20 protein-coding genes and 1 pseudogene are annotated in these 21,350 nt (G+C 54.4%); 10 read left to right on the top strand and 11 right to left on the bottom strand.

Features of this window, described 5'->3' with window-relative positions; genetic code table 11:
• Positions 1–2 precede the first annotated feature (2 nt).
• Positions 3–1,661 carry a Ppx/GppA phosphatase family protein gene (locus RHJ80_RS09645; protein ID WP_310800883.1) on the bottom strand — a complete coding sequence of 553 codons (1,659 nt, stop codon included), beginning with the start codon at positions 1,659–1,661 and terminating at the stop codon, positions 3–5.
• Positions 1,662–1,701: 40 nt separating this feature from the next.
• Positions 1,702–2,424 carry a hypothetical protein gene (locus RHJ80_RS09640; RefSeq protein WP_302677752.1) on the bottom strand — a complete coding sequence of 241 codons (723 nt, stop codon included), beginning with the start codon at positions 2,422–2,424 and terminating at the stop codon, positions 1,702–1,704.
• A gap of 71 nt (positions 2,425–2,495) precedes the next feature.
• On the opposite strand from RHJ80_RS09640, the gene RHJ80_RS09635 reads away from it, so the two are divergent.
• Genes RHJ80_RS09635 through RHJ80_RS09615 form a run of 5 tightly spaced genes read left to right on the top strand, consistent with a single transcriptional unit; the run spans position 2,496 to position 9,299 of the window.
• Positions 2,496–3,020, top strand: coding sequence for a GNAT family N-acetyltransferase (locus tag RHJ80_RS09635; protein ID WP_310800882.1), 525 nt, complete (start codon positions 2,496–2,498; stop codon positions 3,018–3,020).
• Between the two features lie 39 nt (positions 3,021–3,059).
• Positions 3,060–5,345: a phosphoribosylformylglycinamidine synthase subunit PurL gene (purL, locus tag RHJ80_RS09630; protein ID WP_310800881.1), complete on the top strand. Its 2,286-nt coding sequence runs from the start codon at positions 3,060–3,062 to the stop codon at positions 5,343–5,345.
• Complete coding sequence (gene purF / locus RHJ80_RS09625) at positions 5,346–6,794, top strand: amidophosphoribosyltransferase (protein WP_310800880.1); 1,449 nt, start codon at positions 5,346–5,348, stop codon at positions 6,792–6,794.
• Positions 6,791–8,641, top strand: coding sequence for a S9 family peptidase (locus RHJ80_RS09620; protein WP_310800879.1), 1,851 nt, complete (start codon positions 6,791–6,793; stop codon positions 8,639–8,641). Before purF ends, RHJ80_RS09620 begins: the two co-directional genes overlap by 4 nt.
• A gap of 7 nt (positions 8,642–8,648) precedes the next feature.
• The gene (locus tag RHJ80_RS09615) at positions 8,649–9,299 is read left to right on the top strand and encodes a riboflavin synthase (protein WP_310453735.1); all 651 of its coding nucleotides are present in this window, start codon (positions 8,649–8,651) and stop codon (positions 9,297–9,299) included.
• A gap of 5 nt (positions 9,300–9,304) precedes the next feature.
• On the opposite strand, the gene tsf is transcribed toward RHJ80_RS09615, so the two are convergent.
• Both tsf and rpsB read right to left on the bottom strand, forming a co-directional pair.
• Positions 9,305–10,231 (bottom strand): translation elongation factor Ts, encoded by a 927-nt coding sequence (gene tsf / locus RHJ80_RS09610; RefSeq protein WP_206199982.1) that lies wholly within the window; start codon positions 10,229–10,231, stop codon positions 9,305–9,307.
• A 17-nt stretch (positions 10,232–10,248) separates the two neighbouring features.
• The gene (rpsB, locus tag RHJ80_RS09605) at positions 10,249–11,040 is read right to left on the bottom strand and encodes a 30S ribosomal protein S2 (RefSeq protein ID WP_149818942.1); all 792 of its coding nucleotides are present in this window, start codon (positions 11,038–11,040) and stop codon (positions 10,249–10,251) included.
• A gap of 218 nt (positions 11,041–11,258) precedes the next feature.
• Here rpsB and RHJ80_RS09600 point away from each other — a divergent pair, with 218 nt between their 5' ends.
• From RHJ80_RS09600 to RHJ80_RS09590, 3 genes and pseudogenes are all read left to right on the top strand, one after another.
• A complete protein-coding gene (locus RHJ80_RS09600; protein ID WP_302677757.1) occupies positions 11,259–12,650 on the top strand; it encodes a ParA family protein in 1,392 nt (463 codons plus the stop codon).
• 92 nt (positions 12,651–12,742) lie between these two features.
• Complete coding sequence (locus RHJ80_RS09595; protein ID WP_149818940.1) at positions 12,743–13,048, top strand: hypothetical protein; 306 nt, start codon at positions 12,743–12,745, stop codon at positions 13,046–13,048.
• A gap of 83 nt (positions 13,049–13,131) precedes the next feature.
• Positions 13,132–13,407, top strand: a pseudogene (locus RHJ80_RS09590) (transposase); the annotation flags it as partial.
• An 85-nt stretch (positions 13,408–13,492) separates the two neighbouring features.
• Here RHJ80_RS09590 and cysK read toward each other — a convergent pair.
• Positions 13,493–14,458 (bottom strand): cysteine synthase A, encoded by a 966-nt coding sequence (gene cysK / locus RHJ80_RS09585; RefSeq protein WP_302677758.1) that lies wholly within the window; start codon positions 14,456–14,458, stop codon positions 13,493–13,495.
• 63 nt (positions 14,459–14,521) lie between these two features.
• Positions 14,522–14,959 carry an Rrf2 family transcriptional regulator gene (locus tag RHJ80_RS09580; protein WP_206199978.1) on the bottom strand — a complete coding sequence of 146 codons (438 nt, stop codon included), beginning with the start codon at positions 14,957–14,959 and terminating at the stop codon, positions 14,522–14,524.
• A gap of 215 nt (positions 14,960–15,174) precedes the next feature.
• On the opposite strand from RHJ80_RS09580, the gene tsaD reads away from it, so the two are divergent.
• A complete protein-coding gene (tsaD, locus tag RHJ80_RS09575; RefSeq protein WP_310800878.1) occupies positions 15,175–16,236 on the top strand; it encodes a tRNA (adenosine(37)-N6)-threonylcarbamoyltransferase complex transferase subunit TsaD in 1,062 nt (353 codons plus the stop codon).
• Here tsaD and RHJ80_RS09570 read toward each other — a convergent pair.
• Positions 16,181–17,035 (bottom strand): metal ABC transporter permease, encoded by an 855-nt coding sequence (locus RHJ80_RS09570; protein ID WP_149818932.1) that lies wholly within the window; start codon positions 17,033–17,035, stop codon positions 16,181–16,183. The two genes, tsaD and RHJ80_RS09570, sit on opposite strands and share 56 nt — an antisense overlap.
• 82 nt (positions 17,036–17,117) lie before the next feature.
• Here RHJ80_RS09570 and ispE point away from each other — a divergent pair, with 82 nt between their 5' ends.
• Entirely contained in the window at positions 17,118–18,053 is a 936-nt protein-coding gene (ispE, locus tag RHJ80_RS09565; RefSeq protein WP_206199976.1) for a 4-(cytidine 5'-diphospho)-2-C-methyl-D-erythritol kinase, read from the top strand.
• Here ispE and RHJ80_RS09560 read toward each other — a convergent pair.
• The 4 genes from RHJ80_RS09560 to RHJ80_RS09545 form a co-directional block, all read right to left on the bottom strand.
• Positions 18,050–19,162, bottom strand: a complete 1,113-nt coding sequence (locus tag RHJ80_RS09560) for an RNA polymerase sigma factor, RpoD/SigA family (RefSeq protein ID WP_310800877.1) — start codon at positions 19,160–19,162, stop codon at positions 18,050–18,052. The two genes, ispE and RHJ80_RS09560, sit on opposite strands and share 4 nt — an antisense overlap.
• 112 nt (positions 19,163–19,274) lie before the next feature.
• Complete coding sequence (locus RHJ80_RS09555; RefSeq protein ID WP_302677762.1) at positions 19,275–19,859, bottom strand: hypothetical protein; 585 nt, start codon at positions 19,857–19,859, stop codon at positions 19,275–19,277.
• Positions 19,860–19,927: 68 nt separating this feature from the next.
• Positions 19,928–20,638 (bottom strand): Crp/Fnr family transcriptional regulator, encoded by a 711-nt coding sequence (locus RHJ80_RS09550; protein WP_310800172.1) that lies wholly within the window; start codon positions 20,636–20,638, stop codon positions 19,928–19,930.
• A gap of 172 nt (positions 20,639–20,810) precedes the next feature.
• Positions 20,811–21,308: an HNH endonuclease gene (locus tag RHJ80_RS09545; protein WP_206199972.1), complete on the bottom strand. Its 498-nt coding sequence runs from the start codon at positions 21,306–21,308 to the stop codon at positions 20,811–20,813.
• Positions 21,309–21,350 lie beyond the last annotated feature (42 nt).

The following is a 21,350-nucleotide window of genomic DNA, read 5'->3' as shown; positions in this document are numbered from 1 at the left end:
AATTAGTAGTTGACTGCTGTGGCTAGAGCCGTACTACTGGCGGGCACTAATTCCACCTTCAAACTGACGCCAAATTGGCTTTCAAAGGGTTCTTTTTTGTAGTTGACGCTCCAAATTTCCAGTTCACAGCGATCGCTCGGATCAGCGGGATGTACCTGCACACAAAACTCCCGTTGTAGAGCGCGCCACTCACAGGTAATGTGATCCACGGCCCCAATTTGTCGCCGATCCAAGGCCGAAGCCAGCCGTAGAATCGCACTCAGTTGCTCGACAATTTGCCGTTCTCGCCGTCCCACCAGTTGGCGGAAGTTTTCATGCTTTTTCTTGGGGGGACTCTTGCGGTGATAGCGACAGAGGTTGGCAATGATCTCGATTTCCGTATCGGTGTAGCCGAGCAGACCCCCATGGCGCACAAGGTAGTAGGAATGTTTGTGGTGGGCAGAATGGCTGACGTAGTGACCGGCATTGTGGAGAATCGCTGCTGCCCAGAGGAGTTCTCGCTCTGCTTCTGTCCAGTTGTGGAGAATCCCTTGGGTGCGATCAAAGAGCGTCAGGGCGAAATCGGCCACCCGTTCACTGCTGGCAAGATTGACATGGAACTTTTGCGCCAAACTGTAGGTACTGCGCTGACGCACCGAGCTTTGATAGCGGAGGCGGTCTTCAATCAGGCCGTGGGTAAGCATCCAGTCCACAATGATGCCTTCCCGCAGGGCGCGATCGCAGGTGATCAGGCTGGTTTGACCAAGCATCTCCATGGCCTCAGCGAGAATCACTGCCCCTGCAACAATAATTTCAGCGCGCCGCTCCGACATCCCCAAGAGTTGACAGCGCTGGTTAAAGTTTAGTCGCCGCAATTTGGCCACAAGTGCCTTTAAGTCTCCTAGCGTCAGTTCATAGCCGCGTAGGGAGGGGGGACAAGCACCAAGGCGATCGCAGGTGTGAATCATCATCAGGCTTTCAATCGTGCCTGAGGTACCCACCAATTGCGGTTTTTCATGGGGGCCGAGCTGCTGCCGCAGGTCTTCAACGGCACGATCCAACATTCCCCGTACATAGGCGCGCAGGGCCGCGTAGTCCTGATCGCTAATGGGATCGCTTTTGACAAATAAGTCCGTCAGGCGTACTGCCCCCACTTTGGTACTGCTGAGGTAGCGGGGTTCATGACCATCCCCCAAGATTAACTCTGTGGAGCCACCGCCAATGTCAATGATGATGTGGGGCTTGCCGTTGAACTCTAGCCCCGAGAGCACGCCCAAGTAGATGCGCCGCGCTTCCTCTTCACCGGAAATTAGATCAATCGTCAGGCCGGTCTCTTCCTTGACCCGCTCTAAAAACTCACGACCATTGGGGGCTTCGCGCACCGCACTGGTGGCCACGCCAATAATTTCTTCCGCCTTGAGACCCGTGGCCAGTTCACGACAGCGGCGCAGGGTGGCGATCGCCCGCTTCATCGCTTCCTCTGTCAGTTGCCCCGTAATTTGGCAACGTTCCCCCAGCCGCACCATATCTTTTTCAGCAGCAATGATTTTGAAACTGGGTAAACTGGGCTGAATTTGCACCACCACCATGTGAATTGAGTTTGTCCCAACATCAATGGCCGCCAGAATGCGATCGCTGAGATTCACTGCTCGCCACAGGTGGAGATGTTGTTCAGCCGTCATTGGACTTGTAACAAAGGAGACAAACACCCCCTATCCTACCCTAAGTGTTTCCCGTTAGATGATCCTTAATCTTGGCAGCAATACGCGAGCCTAAATAATCGGGAATCACACTGCCATTGGGTCCCAGCAGATAGAGTAACAGTCGCACCCGTCCCTGCCAAAGCATAAAGTTGATATTCACCACCAGCAGTTCCTCTTGCCAAATGGCGTGCATCACCTTGTAGAGCAACGCCGGATGATTCGCGGACTCCACCAACAGTGCCGGCAGATGAAAGACCTGATCCTGATAAAAGCTGGTGGTAATTTGCGGCAGGCCTTCGTTGAGGTTAAACTCCATGGCCAGCATTTCCTCAACGGCAAATTCACCACTGAGGGTCTGTTGGAGGGCACGGCGCACGCTTTCACTGCGCTTTTTCGTCAGGGGTTTGCCCTGCTCTGAGAGCACCAGTTTGACAAACACCAGCATCGGTGGTCGGACATGGCCATAGAGCGAGACATTGTGAATTGTCAGCTTGTAGGCGGCCATCACCCCAAAGAGATCACTGAGCAGGTAAGAGTGATTGCGGTGGGCAAAGTGGAGAACGGAGCGATCGCCCTCGGGGACAATCTGAATCACCGCCTGATTGGTCTTATGAATTTGAAACCCCAGTTTCAGGTTTTGCAGTTGCACATCCCGACCGACAAATTGCTCATAAAAGTCCGGAAAAGAGCGGTTGAAGCGCTTCAGGACATCAAGGTTACGCAGTTGAAAATCGGAAACCATGGGTGAGAGTCGCTATACTATAGCCTAGGCCGGGTTACACTTGGTCGTTTCCCCATCTCCAGCATACTTGCATGAGCTTCTGGAAATCGCTGTTCAATTCGCAACCGACTGCCAGCGCCACCACGACGTCCCCTAGTTTAGGTTCTCAGGTAGAGCGGGACAATGGCAGCGAAAGCCAAATTATTTTCAGCAAAGAAAAAGAAATTGATGTCTATGAACTCGAAGAACTCTGTGATGCCGTGGGCTGGTCACGCCGCCCCATTCGCAAGGTGAAAAAAGCGATTCAGCACAGTTTCCTTGTGATCTCGATGTGGGAGCAGCGGGGTGCCTATCGTCGCCTCATTGGTTTTTCGCGTGCGACCTCGGATCACGCCTTTAATGCCACGATTTGGGATGTGGTCGTGCATCCAGAGTTTCAGGGACGGGGGCTGGGCAAAGAATTAATGCGGCAGATGATCAAAGAACTGCGCAGCGAGGACATCAGCAACATTACCCTCTTTGCCGATCCCCATGTTGTCGACTTTTACCGTCAGTTGGGTTTTCGCCCGGATCCCGAGGGGATTAAGGGGATGTTTTGGTACCCCAATTCCCGCTAGGCTCGATAATCAATAACGTAGCCGAAATCATCCTTTGCTATGAGCCAAACGCCCCTCGTCACTGAGGCTGAGATTGCTGCTGAAGGCCTCAAGCCCCAAGAGTACACCGAAATTGTCCGCCGCCTTGGCCGCCATCCCAACCGCGCGGAATTGGGTATGTTTGGGGTGATGTGGTCAGAGCATTGCTGCTACAAAAACTCCCGTCCCTTGCTCAAGCAGTTTCCCACCCAAGGGGCACGGGTACTGGTCGGTCCTGGTGAGAATGCCGGCGTCGTGGACTTAGGGGATGGCTTGCGCCTTGCCTTTAAGATTGAGTCCCACAATCATCCCTCGGCCATTGAACCCTTTCAGGGGGCAGCGACCGGCGTGGGGGGGATTCTGCGGGATATTTTTACGATGGGGGCGCGTCCCATTGCCCTGCTGAACGCCCTGCGCTTTGGCGATCTCAAGGAAGCCAAAACCCAACAATTGGTGAAAGGAGTCGTGGCGGGTATTGCCCACTATGGCAACTGTGTCGGTGTGCCCACGGTGGGGGGCGAGGTCTATTTTGACCCTTGCTATGCCGGTAACCCCTTGGTGAATGCCATGGCCTTGGGCCTCATGGAAACCCCAGAAATTGTTAAATCGGGAGCGAGTGGCATTGGCAATCCGGTGCTGTATGTGGGATCTACAACGGGTCGTGATGGCATGGGGGGGGCTAGTTTTGCCAGTGCCGAACTCACTGATGAATCAATGAGCGATCGCCCCGCCGTCCAAGTGGGGGATCCCTTCATGGAAAAATGCCTCATTGAAGCCTGTCTGGAAGCCTTTCAAACGGGGGCAGTGGTGGCCGCCCAAGATATGGGGGCAGCGGGCTTGACCTGCTCGACCTCGGAAATGGCTGCCAAAGGCGGTGTCGGTATTGAACTGGACTTGGACAAAGTGCCCGTACGGGAACAGGGGATGGTGCCCTACGAGTTTCTCCTTTCGGAATCCCAAGAACGGATGCTCTTTGTGGCGGCGCAAGGGCGGGAAGCCGAACTGATTGAGATTTTCCATCGTTGGGGCTTGCAGGCGGTGGTTGTGGGTCGCGTCATTGCTGAACCGCTGGTGCGGGTGCTTTACCGCGGCGAGGTGGCCGCAGAGGTGCCTGCCCGTGCCCTTGCCGAAGATACCCCCCTCTATGAGCGACAGTGTCCCAGTGAGCCACCTGTCTATGTCCAACAGGCGCGGCAATGGTCGGTGGATCAATTGGCGCTACCGGCGCAATCGCCCGCGGAGATTTTGCTCACTCTTCTCGCCACCCCCAGTATTGCCTCTAAAGCATGGGTCTATCGTCAGTACGATCACGAGGTGCAAAACAACACCCTCGTCTTCCCCGGTGATGCTGATGCAGCGGTCATTCGCCTGCGGGGCACCTCCAAAGGGATTGCGGCGACGGTCGATTGCCCCAGCCGCTATGTGTATCTGGATCCCTACGAAGGCGGCAAAGCAGCTGTGGCCGAAGCCGCTCGTAATCTGAGTTGTGTGGGGGCAGAGCCTCTGGCCGTCACCGATAACCTCAACTTTGGCAGTCCCGAAACGCCCGTAGGTTACTGGCAGTTGGCCCATGCCTGCCGCGGTCTTGCGGAGGCCTGCCGGGCTCTACAAACGCCAGTCACGGGTGGCAATGTCTCCCTCTACAACGAAACAATTGATCGCAATGGCCAACCACAGCCGATTTATCCGACCCCCGTGGTGGGGATGGTGGGGTTGATTCCCGATTTGCAGCGGGTTGTCGGTCAGGGCTGGCGATCGCCCGGAGATGCCATTTACCTATTGGGGTTGCCTCTGACCACGCCCTTGAGTGATCCGCGCCTGAGCCTCGGTGGGTCGGAATACCTTGCCCAGATCCATGGCCTTGTGGCGGGGCGTCCACCTCAGATTGATTTAGACCTAGAGCAGCGAGTGCAGGCGGTGTGTCGCTATGGCATTCAGCAGGGGTGGGTTGCCAGTGCCCACGATCTCAGCGAGGGGGGCTTGGCCGTGGCCTTGGCGGAAAGCTGTCTCAGCAGCCAACGGGGGGCAACGATTCAATTGCCAGCGGGCACCTATCCGCGGTGGGATGTGCTGCTGTTTGCTGAAGGGGGGGCGCGCATTCTGGTTTCGGTGCCGCCAGCGGCACAGACGGTGTGGGAAGCCTATGTGCAGGCGCAACTGCCCAATGCTTGGACACGCCTAGGGGTTGTTAATGGTGAACATACAGAACTGTGTATTGACACCTGTGACAATTCTCCGCTTATCAAGGTTACGATGGAAGAGTTAGCTCTTGCGTGGCGATCGCCCCTGCCGAAGTATTTGGACTAAATGACAGAACAACAATTTGCTGATAAGCCGGAAGAAGCCTGTGGTGTCTTTGGGGTCTATGCCCCGGGGGCGGATGTGGCTCGCCTCGCCTACTTTGGTCTCTATGCCCTGCAACATCGAGGTCAGGAATCGGCGGGAATTGCCACATTTGCGGGTGACACCGTCCACTGTTACAAGGATATGGGCTTGGTCTCCCAAGTCTTTGACGAAGAGATTCTTGGAGGGCTGGTGGGAGATTTGGCTGTCGGCCACAACCGCTACTCGACCACCGGTTCTAGTCGCATTGTCAATGCGCAACCCGTTGTGGTGGACACTCGCCTTGGGCCTTTGGCCTTAGCCCACAACGGTAACTTAGTGAATACCTACGCTCTGCGCGAACAAGTCCTAGCCTGTGATGCCCCTACGGCGGTGTTAGCCAGTACCACAGATTCGGAACTCATTGCTTGGGCGATCGCCCAAGCGGTGGCTACTGGTCAATCCTGGTCCGAGGGGATCATTACCGCTGCTCAACAGTGCCAAGGGGCTTTTAGTCTGGTGATGGGGACACCAGCAGGATTGTTTGGGCTGCGAGATGTCCATGGCATTCGTCCCTTAGTGATTGGCCGCCTCATGGGTGAGACCACGCCCCACTACGTGCTAGCTTCTGAAACCTGTGCCCTCGATATTATTGGTGCGGACTATGTGCGGGAGGTGGAGCCTGGGGAACTCGTCCACATTAGTGCCGACGGGATTGGCAGTGTGCAATGGGCAGAGTCGCAACGCAAGCTGTGTATCTTTGAGATGATTTACTTTGCCCGCCCTGACAGTGTGATGCAGGGGGAGAGCCTCTATAGCTACCGGCAGCGGTTGGGACAGCAGTTGGGTTGCGAAGCTCCCGCCGAGGCGGACATCGTCATTCCTGTACCGGATTCCGGTATCCCTGCCGCCATTGGCTTTTCCCAAGCGACGGGGGTGCCCTACGCCGAAGGCTTGATTAAAAATCGCTATGTGGGGCGGACGTTTATTCAACCTACCCAGTCGATGCGGGAGTCGGGAATTCGCATGAAACTGAATCCGCTGCGGGATGTGCTGATGGGACAGCGGGTGGTGATTGTGGATGACTCGATTGTGCGGGGCACCACTAGCCGCAAAATTGTCAAAGCGCTGCGGGATGCCGGTGCAGTGGAAGTACATATGCGCATTTCCTCGCCGCCGGTCACTCACCCGTGCTTCTATGGCATTGACACCGATACCCAAGATCAACTGATTGCAGCCACCAAGTCCGTGGCTGAGATTGCCGCTCAGATTGGTGTCGATTCCCTGAGCTATCTCAGTTGGCAGGGAATGATTGCCGCCACTTATGATACGGGCGATCGCTTTTGTTCCGCCTGTTTTACGGGCAAGTACCCGATTAGCATCCCGGAGCCAGTGAAACGGCAAAAGTTGGTGCTTGAGCAAATTCCCCAATGAGTTTGGACTACGGTCACTGGCCTTCGATCCTCTCTGCCGCCGAAGTCAGTGCTGCGGCCACCAGTCTCAGTGAATTGCGCGCCACTCCCCTAGGTTTGGTGTGGTTAGAGCGGCGTCCCCAAGAAAAGGGGCGAGTAGTGCTGGTGCGTCAAGGGCAAGAACTTTTGGCTGCCCCTTGGAGTGCGCGATCGCGCGTGAATGAGTATGGCGGCGGTGCCTACTGGTACCACGGTGATCAGATTTACTTTGTCAATGATGCCGATCAGGGAATCTATGCCCTTGGGGAACCCAGCCCTCAGTTAATCTATCAAGCGGCGAATACGCGCTTTGCCGATGGTTGCGTCGATCCTTGGCGCGATCGCCTGTTGTGTGTCGAAGAGGCGCATTTTGCCGATGGCTCCAGCCAACAGTCCATTGTTGCCATTCACCTGTCGGGAAAACGGACAGTGCTGGTTCAAGGAGCGGGCTTCTATGCGGCGCCACGCTTGAGTCCAGGGGGCAACACCTTGGTTTGGTTGCAATGGTCAGCACCGCAGATGCCTTGGGATGGCTGTGAACTCTGGGGGGCAACCCTCAATGACGACGGCTCCCTTGGTACCCCCTACCGTATTGCTGGCAGCAGCGATGAATCGGTTCAGCAACCCCAATGGCAGGGAGAGACCCTCTACTACATCAGCGATCGCTCTGGCTGGTGGAATCTCTATCGTTACCGTGATGACCACCATGAACCCGTTTGGCAGGCCAGTTATGATGCCGGTGTGCCCCTGTGGGTCTTTGGTCAGTCCACCTATGCTTTGGTGAACCCGGAAACCGTGGTGTTAACCTATAGCGATCGCGGCCTATGGCGATTGGCAGTGGTTTCCCTCACGACGGGGGAATGGCAAACCGTAGCGGCAGACTATACCGAGATTCATTCCCTCGTTCGCCTGAGCGATCGCGCCGTTGCCTTGATTGGCAGTTCGCCCCTGTTGCCCCCCCATATTGTTGAGTTCAATCTGGATGACGGCACCACCACACCGCTGCAACCCATTGCTTCTCCCCTGCCACGGGAGTGGATTTCCCAGCCCGAGGTGATGGAATTTCCGACGAGTGACAGCGCAACCGCCTACGGCTTTTTCTACCCGCCCCAAAATCCCCAAGTACAACCCCCAGCAGACTCACGCCCCCCCTTAATCGTGAGAAGTCATGGCGGGCCAACGGCAGCCAGTGGCACAGGTCTCGATTTGCGCATCCAGTTTTGGACCAGTCGCGGCTTTGCGGTGTTGGATGTCAACTATCGTGGCAGTACGGGTTATGGTCGTGCCTATCGCAATGCCCTGCGGGGACAGTGGGGAGTGGTGGATGTGGCGGACTGCGGGGCAGGGGCCCAGTATCTAGTGGCTCAAGGACGGGTGGCGGGCGATCGCTTGGCCATTCGCGGCAGCAGTGCTGGGGGCTATACCACTCTGTGTGCCCTGACGTTTACGACAACCTTCCATGTGGGAGCAAGTTACTACGGCATTGGTGATCTCCTTAGCCTGCTCAAGGAAACCCATGCTTTTGAAGCCCATTATTTTGATCAACTGATTGCCCCCTATCCCGAAGGGGCAGACCTCTACCGCCAGCGATCGCCCCTCTACCATGCGGATCGTCTCACCTGTCCGGTGATTTTCTTTCAGGGGCTAAAGGATGTCGTTGTTCCCCCCAGCCAAGCGGAACAGATGGTAGCCGCCCTTCAGGCCAAGAGCATTCCCGTAGAATATTACACCTTTGCCGAAGAGGGACACGGCTTCCGCCAAAGCAGCACGATCGCCACCGCCCTTGAGGCAGAATTAAAGTTTTATCAAAGGCATTTACTCAACGGCTAGAAGAACAATGTTTACTGGCATTATTCAGGCGATCGGTGTCCTCCAGCAACGCTCCGAGTCCCAGTTGGCAATTAACGCTACCGATGCCCCTTTCCTTGCTGAGGTGGCCATTGGCGATAGTATTGCTGTGGATGGGGTCTGCCTCACAGTGGAAACAGTTGATGCCACGGGGTTTACGGTCAGTGTCTCCCCGGAAACGCTGCAACGCACCACATTGGCGGCCAAAGCGGCAGCAGGCGCAATGGTGAACCTAGAACCTGCCCTGCGCGTTGGGGATAGGGTGGGAGGGCATTTTGTGACCGGTCATGTGGATGGTGTGGGTAGCGTGCTAGCGATCGCGCCCACAGGCACGAGTTGGGAATTCACCTTCTCTGCCCCTGCAGTGGTAGCGACGTACATCATCCCCAAGGGCAGCATTGCCATCAATGGCATTAGCCTCACCGTTGCCCATTGCAATGAAAAAGGGGATGAATTCAGCATTGCTGTTATCCCCCATACCTACGCAGAAACGACGTTGCAATTTCTTAGGGTTGGCGATGGTGTGAACCTAGAGGCGGATCTGTTGGGCAAATATACCCGCAAATTTCTCCAGCCTCAAGACGCCTCAACCGCAGTCGAAATTGACCTCGCCTTTCTCCAAGCCCATGGCTACGCCTAGGATCATTATTTTTTCTTCTTGGCAGTCCGAGACTTGCCACCAGATTTTTTGGCAGCAGCACCAAATCCCTTACTTTCAGCCGTAGGTTCAGCGACTGGTTCAGGGTTTTTGGCAGCAGGCTCAGCCACTGGTTCCACTGTCTGCTCAGAAACTGTGACAGGTTCTGGGGCTGGCTCGTCAGGTGTTGTTTCCGCTGCTGGTTCAGGGGCACTCACTTCAGGTGGGGCAGTTTCGGCCACTTCTGGGGGTGCTTTGGCCGTTTTTGCGGCAGCACTCATGGCTTGGGTTTGGGCAGCCACCTCTTCAGCAAGGTTGGTTTCTTGCTTCTCAATCCCCTCACCGAGGACAAAGCGTTGGAAGCGGCGAATCTGGATATTTTCCCCCAGTTCGGCAATGTGCTCTTTGACCAACTCTTCAACGGTCTTGGACTGATCGCGGATAAAGGGCTGGTTGAGCAGGCACAGCTCTTTGAGGGTTTTCTCTAGTTTGCCAGCAACGATTTTCTCCTTGACTTCCGGAGGTTTCCCCTTGAGAGCATCGGAGCCAAGGGCAATCTGGCGTTCTTTTTCCTTGTACTCAGCGGGAATATCATTCACTGAGACAAATTCCACATTGGGGCAAGCGGCAATTTGCTTGGCAATGTCTTGGACAAGGGCTTTGAATTTCTCGTTGCGAGCCACAAAGTCGGTCTCACAGTTCACCTCCACCAGCACGCCAATGCGCCCGCCAGTGTGAATGTAGCTATCCACGAGACCTTCACTGGTGACGCGCCCGGCTTTTTTGCCCGCAGAGGCTAGACCCTTTTGCCGCAACCAAGCAATGGCGGCTTCCATATCGCCGTTGGACTCCTGCAAGGCTTTCTTGCAGTCCATCATGCCGGCACCGGTTTTGTCCCGCAGTTCTTTGACTAGTTTGGCTGAAATCTCTGCCATGATCTGTTCCTCAAGGATTAAGCGTCAGAATCATCTGGAATATCTAGGGCGTCAGCATCACCATCGTCGCTGGCGGTCATCCCATCGTCGTCCTCATCACCGAGATCCGCTTCTGGTTCGTCCAACTGACCATGGCGGCCTTCGTAAATGGCATCGGCTAGTTTACCCACAATCAGCTTAATCGAACGGATGGCATCATCGTTAGCGGGAATGGGAATATCCACTTGATTGGGGTCGCAGTTGGTATCCAGCAGCGCCACGATCGGAATCCCCAATTTGTGGCACTCGGCAACGGCGTTGTATTCCCGCTTGACATCAACAATAATCGCGACATCAGGAAGCCGCCGCATCTGTTTAATCCCGCCAAGGTATTTTTGCAAACGTGCCAGTTCTCGCCGCAGGGCTGAAGCCTCCTGTTTTGGCCGCAGATCAATGAGGCCATTTTCCTCCATGCTTTCTAATTCTTTGAGGCGATCGACACGGGTTTTGATGGTATTCCAGTTGGTGAGCATCCCCCCCAGCCAGCGCTGGTTGACGTAGTAACTGCCGCAGCGGAGCGCTTCCTGTTCGACAATGCCGGCGGCTTGGCGCTTGGTACCAATAAACAAAAAGCGTTTGCCTTTTTCAGCGGCGTTGCGGATGTAGTTGTAGGCTTCATCCACCAGTTGGGCGGTTTGCACGAGGTCAATGATGTGCACCCCATTGCGAACCGTGAAGATGTAGGGTGCCATCCGGGGGTTCCAGCGGCGGGCTTGGTGGCCAAAGTGAACCCCTGCCTCCAGCATTTGGGCAAGGCTAAGAACTGCCATTGAGTTGTACTCCTATGGGTTAAACAACCATCCGTCCATCATCCGGTGAGGACACCCAAGGGGACGAATGTGAAAGATTTGCAGATTTACTATCATAGCCAATGATCAAGGCTGTTGGAAAGCTCAATCCACAGTGATTTGGTAGCCTCGTGATCTTGACGCTCAGGGGTGGCCAACCTATTCTGTAAAGATTCAAGACGGCTGGATGGTGCTGAACGTTGGATATTTCCCGCTTGCGATCGCAATGGCAACAAATTCACGGTGACGAAACCTCTGAAGCCGTTATTGAGCAGCACTTTGTGCAACCGCTCCTGAGTGTGTTGGGCTTTGGCGATCGCGATCGCGTCTCCTCTTTTGACACAGGTATGGGCATTGCCGATGTGGCAGCCCGTTTTCCCCGCGAACATCAGCCTCCTTTTTGTCAGACTCAAGTTGACCCCGATTTAATTGTGGAGATTAAACCCCCTGCCCGTCGCTCCCGCAATACCCCCAGTCAAACCGTGGTCTTGAGCCTTGAGAATGGGTCTGCCCATCATAGCCGCGCTCTGCAACAACTCCGCCAACTTCTCAGGGGTTGCCATTGCCAAGGAACCGCTTGGGGGTTGATCACGAATGCTCGCCATCTACAGCTTTTTCAACGCCATGGTCACTTGGTCTATCCAGTGACGCCCAACTATGAACTGACGGGCGATCGCCTTGAGGGCATTATCGAAGACCTCAAAACCTGCTTGCGATCGCGCCCCCGTGCCACCACCCTCTGTCTCTATAACCATAAGGGGGGAGTGGGCAAAACCACCACCACGATTAACTTGGGCGCCACCCTTGCTGTGGCAGATGCCGCTGTCTTGCTTATTGATTGCGACCCTCAGGGGGATCTCAGCCGCGCCCTTGAGCTAACCCCCACCAGTACGACCCTTGCGGCTTGTCTGCAAAACCCTGATGAGCCGATTACGGCTACGATTCGCCCTTTTGACCTGCGCATCCGCACCAGCAGCAGTATCAAGTCTGCCCATATTTTTGATGTCATTCCCGCTGCGCCGCAACTGCAAAGCATTCTTATTCAGGCGATGCAAACCCAACATCCACCCATTACTCGCCTGCGGGAACTCCTCGCCCCCTTGCGCGATCGCTACGACTACATCCTCATTGACTGCCCCAGTGCTTGGCTCTTTTTAAGTAAGAGCGCCGTGTATGCCAGTGACGCCGTTTTGATTCCCACCCGCCACACCGATCTCTCCTCCCTCAACAATGCCGCTCAGGTGATTCACCAATTTCTCTTTAATGAAATTCACACCTTGCGCCGTGAAGGCGGCCCCCTTCCTTTGCCTATTTTCTTTAATGGTGCTCCCACAACCGACAAGGCGATGGCTGTTGCCCAAGCAGAAATTGAACGGATTCTCCAGAAACTTCCCCACCTCACTCCCTACTTTTGGCCACAGTATCAAGCCAATGACACAAGCGTATTTGCCATTCCTGAATATGCCATTATTTCCCGTGCCGCCTTTGCCCGTGTTCCTGCTGTCTTCAAAGATAAGCGCGTCTTAGGCTTTTATCAAACATTGGTGCAGACCTATCTTCGCCCCTTAGCTGCTGTCAATGACCTCCCCTAACCAACAACCTTCCTAACAAGATTTATAAAAAATCTGAAAACAGAAATTGCTTGTTCCCCTAAAATGAAATTACCCCTCCCTGAGCAGCCGTCATGACCGAGCCTGTCACCCAATCCCAACTAGCCGAAGTTCTGGAAACCGTCAAGGCAATCCAGTCGCAGTTGACAGAACTCACCCTTGAAGTGAAGGTGGGGCAAGCAGAAATCCGTGAAAAGTTCAACACCATGGAGGCCAAAATCGAGGCCGTTCGCCTAGAAGTACAGAACAATCGCGAACAGTTAGTGGAGCTAGGGAAACGCCAAAGTTCAACGGACAATCGCCTGTGGGCATTACTGGTGGCACTGTTTTTGATGGTGGCAGGACTCTTGGCCAAAATTACACTGTTTGACAGAGTTTAGAGGAAAATTGCTGTGACTCAGTCCCAATTGGCCGAAGTTCTAGGGCGTATCATCAGATCGATTGACCATCGAGGCAGTGTTTTGCTGAGGCATTACTGGCGGACAAAGCCTATGATGCAGATGAGCAGCAGGTGCTAAGACGACTAGCGGAGAAAGGGTGCGCGGCTGTCATTCCGCCCAAGTCTTGTCGTAAACAGCGTCGTGGTTATGACAAAGAACTGTACAAAGCTCGGCACTTGATTGAGAATTTTTTTGCTAGGCTCAAGCCGTATCAAGGGATTGCCACACGTTACGATAAGACAGCGCGAAACTTTTTAGGTGCGATATATCTCGCTGCCGCTGTTATCTGGCTTAACTGATGACCCACCCTAGGCGATCGCCGCAACCTACAAACCAAGTTTTAGTTGGCACAAAACAACCCCTGACACTGAACTCCACTTGTGGCTAATGTTGCAAGTAACTGGGTACCAAGGGCAGTGCATCCTGAAACAGGGGTGTGGTTAAGTAGCGTTCACCAAAGCTCGGCTGCACCATGACAATTAACTTGCCCGCATTTTCGGGTCGTTGAGCCACCTGAATGGCAGCGCAAAGGGCAGCCCCACTGGAAATGCCTGAAAGAAGGCCTTCTTCACGGGCTAGGCGGCGACCAAAATAAATCGCTTGATCATCAGAAACAGTAATCACTTCATCAATAAGTTCCCGTTTGAGAACGGGGGGCACAAAGCCGGCGCCAATACCTTGAATTTTGTGCGGCCCTGGTTTGCCTCCTGAAAGGACAGGACTATTGCTAGGTTCGACAGCGATCGCCTGAAAGCTGGGCTTCTTGGCTTTGATCACTTCTGCCACTCCCGTAATCGTACCTCCAGTACCCACTCCAGCCACCAAAATATCCACTTGACCGTCCGTATCTTGCCAAATTTCGAGGGCAGTGGTTTCACGATGAATCTTGGGATTGGCGGGATTTTTGAATTGTTGCAGCATGAAAGCATCTTCAAGGGAGGCAGCAATTTCTTCGGCGCGACGAATGGCACCACTCATCCCCTCTGTGCCGGGGGTCAAATCCAGCTCTGCTCCATAGGCACGCAGCATAGCTCGCCGCTCTGCACTCATGGTCTCTGGCATAGTGAGAATCAGGCGATAGCCCTTTGCCGCCGCCACCATTGCTAAGGCAATCCCGGTATTGCCCGATGTGGGTTCCACCAAAACCGTCTTACCGGGGGTAATGAGACCCGCTGCTTCTGCCTCCTGAATCATACTCAGGCCAATGCGATCCTTAACCGAGGCCGCAGGATTCATGCTCTCTAGTTTGACGACAATTTCTGCCACACAGCCTTCCGCTTGGGGAATGCGGTTCAGGCGTACAAGGGGCGTCCGACCAATGAGGGCAGTAATATCGGGGGCAATGTTCATGGGATATCAATCTCCAATTCAAGACAAAAACCTTAGAAAAATTAGATGAATGTCAACCCCAGCCTAGATGTAGTACATGACATCCACGTGCTGGTAAGCCTGCCGCCGATCGCACAAATCTTGAAGGGTATGCTTTTTCAAAACATCATTGGCTGCTGCGCAGGCTTCTAGCCACACTGAACGGATCAGACTACGCTCCAGATCGCCCTTTTCAGGCGGCTTTTGGGCGAGCTTGGACTCAATCCCCTCGATACAGTTGAGCACGTCCAAAATTGAGATTTGCCAAGGTGCTTTTGCCAGCAGGTAGCCACCCCGTGCCCCCCGTTGACTGCGAATCAGCCCCTTGCGGCGTAGGGTCGCCATCAGTTGCTCCAGATAGCGATCGGGAATGTTGTGCAGGGCAGCAATTTGGCGAATTTGTAGCGGCTCCGCCTGTTCATAGGCCGCTGACATTTCCAAGAGCGCCAAGAGGGCGTACTCACTTTTGGCAGACAGTTCCACAAGACGTTTGGCACACGCACGACATTGAGCAGATTGCCCAACCCATAGTATATTCTACTTCTTGATCGGGATTTAGGAGATTCTTAAGAATCTTCACCGTAGCGCTGGTTGCAACCTCGAGAATTCACGGCATTGCGCAAACGCCCTTCAGCAACTTCACTCGAAAAACCGGCTAGACTGAAAAGAGGCTCTAGCTTCATGCCCACGTCTGCCCGATGGTAAGAATTCTGGCCATTGAAACCAGTTGTGATGAAACGGCAGCAGCCGTAGTGTGCGATCGCGCCATTGAAAGTCATGTGATTGCCTCCCAAGTACGTGCCCATCAACCCTTTGGCGGTGTCGTACCGGAAGTCGCCTCCCGTGCCCACTTGGAAAACATTAACGGCGTGATCACAGCAGCGATGAGTGAGGCCGGTTGTGATTGGTCTGCCATTGATGCCATTGCTGTCACCTGTGCTCCCGGATTGGTGGGGTCGCTGCTCATTGGGGTTACGGCGGCAAAAACCCTTGCCCTTGTGCAGCAAAAACCGTTCTTGGGAATTCACCACCTTGAAGGCCACCTCTATGCCTCCTACTTAGCGGAACCGACCCTTGAACCACCGTTTCTCTGCCTCTTGGTGTCTGGCGGGCATACCAGTCTCATTGGCGTTTATGGCTGTGGCGAGTACCAACTCTTTGGCCAAACGCGGGATGATGCGGCGGGGGAAGCCTACGATAAGGTAGCACGCCTACTGGGCTTGGGCTATCCAGGGGGGCCAGTGCTCGATCGCTTGGCGCAGCAGGGCAATCCAGAGACCTTTGATCTACCAGAGGGAAATATTCGCCTCCCCGATGGCAAGGTGCATCCCTACGATTCTAGTTTTAGTGGGCTGAAAACCGCAGTGGCACGACTCGTGGAGGAGCTGCGTCAAACCCATGATGAATTGCCGGTGGCTGACCTTGCGGCCAGTTTTCAGAAGGCGGTGGCACAGGCCTTGACCAAGCGGGCGATCGCGGCAGCAGTGGATCATGGATTCAAAACCCTCGCCATTGGGGGAGGCGTAGCGGCAAATTCTGGACTGCGACAACACCTGACTGCGGCTGCTGAACCCTTGGGGCTACAGTTGATTTTTCCGCCTCTGCGGCTATGTACCGATAATGCGGCGATGATTGGCTGTGCGGCAGTGGATCATTTCCAGCGGGGCGATCGCTCCCCCTTGGAGCTGACAGCCCGTTCACGCCTCAGCTTGCTGGAGATTTCTGCCCTCTATGCAGCCACGCCCCTCGCAGTGAGTTAATCGCGATCGAGCCTAAAAAGAACACCAGTTGACAGACCACAATACTCGGCCCCGATGGCCAATTCATCCCTGCTGACAAGAGCATACCAACAATGGCACTGCCTACCCCTACTAGGGCCGCCAAAACCACGTACTGCGAAAATTGCCGACTCCACAGGCGAGCGCCACAGGCGGGAATCACCACAAAGGCACTAATGAGCAATACCCCCACTGTCTTAATCGAGACGGCAACCACCAAGGCCAATAGGGTGATAAACAGCAGCCGCTGAATCCCCACCGCCGCCCCCCGCGCCACCGCCAAGGCCTCATTCACTGTGATTAACAATTGCACCCGTAACGTGAGCAGGATGAAAGTGCCGACAAGGGCGCAGAGCATGCCACTCATGACGAGATCGGCTGGGCGCACCGCCAAAATATCGCCAAAGAGTAAATTATTTAGCCCCCCCTGATAGCGATCGCTCATACTCAGCAAAATCACCGCAAGTGCTAAGGAGGCTGAGTAGATGATATTCAAGAGGGCATCCGTCCACAGTCGTGTATGCTCCAGCAGATAGGTCACCCCGAGGGCAAACACCACGGCAAAGGGCAGCAACATCACGGAGGGATTCAATCCTAGAATAATTCCTAGGCTAATTCCCAGTAGGGCTGAGTGCCCCAAAGCATCACTAAAAAAAGAAAGTTGCCGCAGGATTGTAAAGCTACCGAGGGCACCCGCCATCCCTCCCGTAAAGATGCCTGCCCACAGTGCCCGCTGCATAAAGGGCAACTGCAACAGCTCAATCATTCGTTCCAAAATCATGGGGACTTCTGTTTAGCGCCTGCCAAAGAGGAATAGAAGAATAATATGCTATTGAACGAGGTGGTTGTGAGGATGGGGCTGCGTGTATCGTTTGCTGGCACCTGCCAAAATTAATCTCTTTTTACAAATTGTTGGCAATTGTTTAGATGGCAGTGGCTACCACGAGCTGGTAATGGTCATGCAGGCGGTTTCCCTCATGGATCGCATTGAACTCATCCCGCGGCGCGATCGCCAAATTAAAGTCCATTGCACCAACCCGGCTGTCCCCTGCGATCAACGAAATCTCGCCTACAAAGCAGCGGCCTTACTCCAGCAGCATTTTCCCGATCGCGATGGCGTTGAAATTTTCATTGAAAAACGAATTCCTATGGGGGCAGGCTTGGCCGGGGGTTCCACCAATGGAGCAGCGGTACTCGTGGGCTTAGATCTCCTGTGGCAGTTGGGTCTGACGCAAGCGGAATTGCAAACCTTTGCAGCGCAATTGGGGGCTGATGTGCCCTTCTGTCTGCAAGGGGGAACCGCCTTAGCCCTAGGGCGCGGTGAACAGTTGACGCCCCTAGCGGATTTACAGGGATTAACTGTGATCCTAGGGAAGTATCGCTCCCTCAGTGTGGCCACCCCTTGGGCCTATCAAACCTATCGGCAGGAATTCGCCGCCACCTATGCCCAAACCCCCAACGAGCAGGAAAAAGCCCGCCAAGAGGGGGGATCCGCAACCCTGTTACAGGCCATTCAGCAGCGTGACATCGCCAAATTGGCCGCCAGCCTCCGTAATGATTTAGAGAAGGTAGTGTTGCCCCGCTATCCCTTGGTGGCAGAGTTAAAGGAGCAATTCCTCGCCGCTGGGGCGATCGCCAGCATGATGTCAGGATCTGGGCCAACAGTGTTTGCCCTAGCGCCCTCTGCCGATGAAGGTTACAGCATCATGCAACGGGTACGGCGCGCCCTACCAGACCCCGACCTTGATCTATGGATCTGTGAGTGCTGTCCCCACGGCATTCAGTTGGAGACGCCCTAGGCAAACTCCTCAAGATAGTCTTGAATTTCTCGGCGCCGTTGGGGCTGCCGCAACTTTTGCAGGGCACGGTGCTCAATTTGGCGAATCCGCTCCCGACTCAGTCCCAGCAGTGCCGCAATTTCCGCCATCTCAAGGGCGAGCTGCTCGCCGAGGCCATAGCGCAGTTCCATCACTTGCCGCTCACGGGGCGATAGATCACTGAGGAGTTGCTTCAAAGTAGTACGCAGGGACTCACGCATGATCACTTCATTGGGGGTGGGGGCAGTGGATTCAATTAGCTCCTGCAATTCCGTTTCTTGGTCGGAGCCAACCCGCTGTTCCAAGGCCACGGATTTGGGAACAGCCATGAGCACTTCCCGCACCTGTGACACCTCCAGATTCAGTTCTTGGGCAATGTCCGCTAGACTGGGCATCGCGCCTTGTTGAGCCGCAAGACGCCGTTGGGCACGCTTAATTTTATTGAGTTTTTCCACCATGTGAATGGGCAAGCGGATTGTGCGGCTTTGGCTAGCAACGGCACGGGTGACACTTTGGCGAATCCACCAGTAGGCATAGGTGCTAAAGCGAAATCCCTTGGTCGGATCGAATTTTTCAACGGCACGTTCTAGACCCAAACTCCCCTCTTGGATCAGATCTAAAAATTCCACGCCGCGATGTTGATATTTTTTGGCAATATTCACCACCAAGCGCAGGTTGGCTTGCAGCAATTGGGTTTTTGCCCGCTGTCCTTGCCGCTCAATGTGCTGAAGTTCACTTAGGGTCATATTCGCTGCCTTTGCCCAAGCTTGACGACCCGCCTGCACACAGGTTTGCAATTCAGCCACACTCATCTTAAGTCGCGCAGCCCATTGGGTACGGGTAAGGGGACGCCCCAACTGCCGCTGCTGGCGATCGCGCTCCGTAACAGCCGCCACATAGCGCTTGATCTGGGGGTCATCGGACTGATCTCGCACTGCGAGCAGGGCTTGGTACTGCTGAACCTGTTGGGCAAGGCGCAGTTCTTGGCTAGGGGTGAGCAAGGGCACACGGCCAATTTCCTGCAAATACTGCCGCACCAAATCCGTTGTCAATGGACGGTCGGACACGGGTTGAATGGGGGTAGCCACCATAGGACAACTCAACTCACAACATCGAGAATTCAGCTCGATAGTGGTATTCTCTGCCCTTGGCGAGGGGGAGGGCAGTGATGGAGCTGGTGCTTAAGTTGTGATATTGATCAACCTATTCTGTGCTTTCTGAGGCACCCGTCATAAGCTTTGTGGCTGAAGACGGCTGTTCCTTGAGAATCGTGGTATCAATCACGCAGGGCAATCGGGCAGCCTTGAGACCGCGCTTGATCACGGCAAGGGTTTCTTGAAAGAGGACAAAGAGGGGAAATTGACGATTGGCGCCCTCACTAAAGACATCCCGATGCTGCAAGGGCATATCCCAGCTATAACTGCGACTGAGGAGCACTTGGGATTGGCGCCAGCGGGTCAGCAGTTCCGTAAAGCTTTCCCCTGGCCGATGGATAAAGACCAGCAGTTCAATGTCGGTTTTGACTTTCCACTCGGGATCGCACAGGACAAAGACCAAATCACAGGGCACCATCACCGACTTCACTTGGGGACGTTGGTTCGAGGTTGTGGCGGCAGGAACCTGAATATGGGCGATCGGCAGCGGAATCGGAATTAAACTCTCTTGAGGTCGCCGCATACTGGGAATCATTTCTAGGTACGGGCGATATTGCCGCAGGAGTTCTGTCGCATGCAGCGGATCCGTGTAGCGAACCAAGGTGTGTTCGTAGAGGTTGGGGGCGATCGCCATAGCAGAAAGAGCTTGCAACTATTGCTATCCTAGGCGAGGTCACTGCGCCTCAACAAGCCAACAGAACTTTAATTCACCGCTTGCTGTGCCAATTGCTCTAGTTGCGGCAAATTGAGAATTTGGAGTTGTTGCTTGGCCGCATCAATCTTGATCCAGTTTTTCGCCACCAGTTTATCCAGCAGTTGATGGGCTTCATCAGGGCTAATGTTGGCCACATCCGCTAAATCCTTGATGGGCACATTGAAAATCACGGCTGTGTTGGCATTGCCCCCTGGATGCTGACCATAGCGCCGTGCCAAATTCACCAAGACATGGGCTAGTTTGACGGCAGGAGGTTTGTGCAACAGTTCAATGCGCGTATTGGTCAAGCGTAGCCGTTGTGCCATCAATTGCAGCATCCGATAGTGCAGATCCGGCTCATGGCGCAGGACATGGACAAATTTTTGCGCCGGCACAGACAAAACTTCCGCTGGACACAGTGCCACCACATCTGTTGAGCGGGGTGATTGGTCAAGAATGGCCATTTCACCAAAAAAATCCCCCGGCCCAAGGATCGCTAGGGTCATGAAATCCCCATCAGCGAGCAGTCGCCGCACCTTCACCCAGCCTGAGAGGATAAAGTAAACCGCATTGCCCCACGCATCTTCAATTAGAATGGCACGCCCCGCCGGGTAGGTGTTATGCCAAGCCACTGAGAGCATCGAGGAAAGCGCCTCTTGGGAACTGGCACCAAAAAGCGGAAAGAGTTGACTAAAGTTTTCGGCCTCAATACTTGACATAACGACCTTAAGTGGAGTTGTTCAAAGGTAAAGCTTCTTCCCTACGATACTAGAATACGCGATCGCCTCACTTCTCCCTTGCTAGCCACTGATTCTTGCCAAAGGTCTCGGTAAGGCTTTTGCAGAGAGAGGCCGCCACTTTTCCCCTCAGGATTCAATGGAGTGGAAAAAACTAGGCACCAATAACATACTTACGCCATTCTTGGTGAGTACCCGTGCGCACGTGCTTTGTAACCTCAAAGTACAAACTACTAATGGGGCGCCGCGGTGTTTGCCGTAGGGGCATATTGGCCTCTTTTGGGGTGCGATTCCCCTTCTTGACATTACAGCGCACACAAGCGGTCACAATATTTTCCCAAGTGTCCCCTCCCCCTCGCGATTTGGGGATGACGTGATCAAGGGTGAGCTCATCCCCGGTATAGCCACAATATTGGCAAGAATGGCCATCTCGATGCAGGATATTGCGGCGAGTAAGGGGAATTTCTTTGTAGGGAGTGACGACATAATGCCGCAGACGAATGACGGTCGGCAAGGGAAAATTGTTGTAAACCATCTTGCCGTTGTGCTCGACTTGCTCCGCCTTGCCCTTGATTAAAAGGACAACTGCCCGTTGCCAACTCGTAATATTGAGTGGTTCATAGGAGGCATTGAGTACCAGAACCTTCGCCATATCCGTTGACACGCGGCATTCTCTCAGATGGTAGCATATCCT

Origin of the sequence: Thermosynechococcus sp. QS41, assembly GCF_031583515.1 — a bacterium.
Lineage (GTDB): Bacteria > Cyanobacteriota > Cyanobacteriia > Thermosynechococcales > Thermosynechococcaceae > Thermosynechococcus.
The sequence above is the reverse complement of the archived record's forward strand: the minus strand, read 5'-3'. Positions and strand labels throughout refer to the sequence as shown.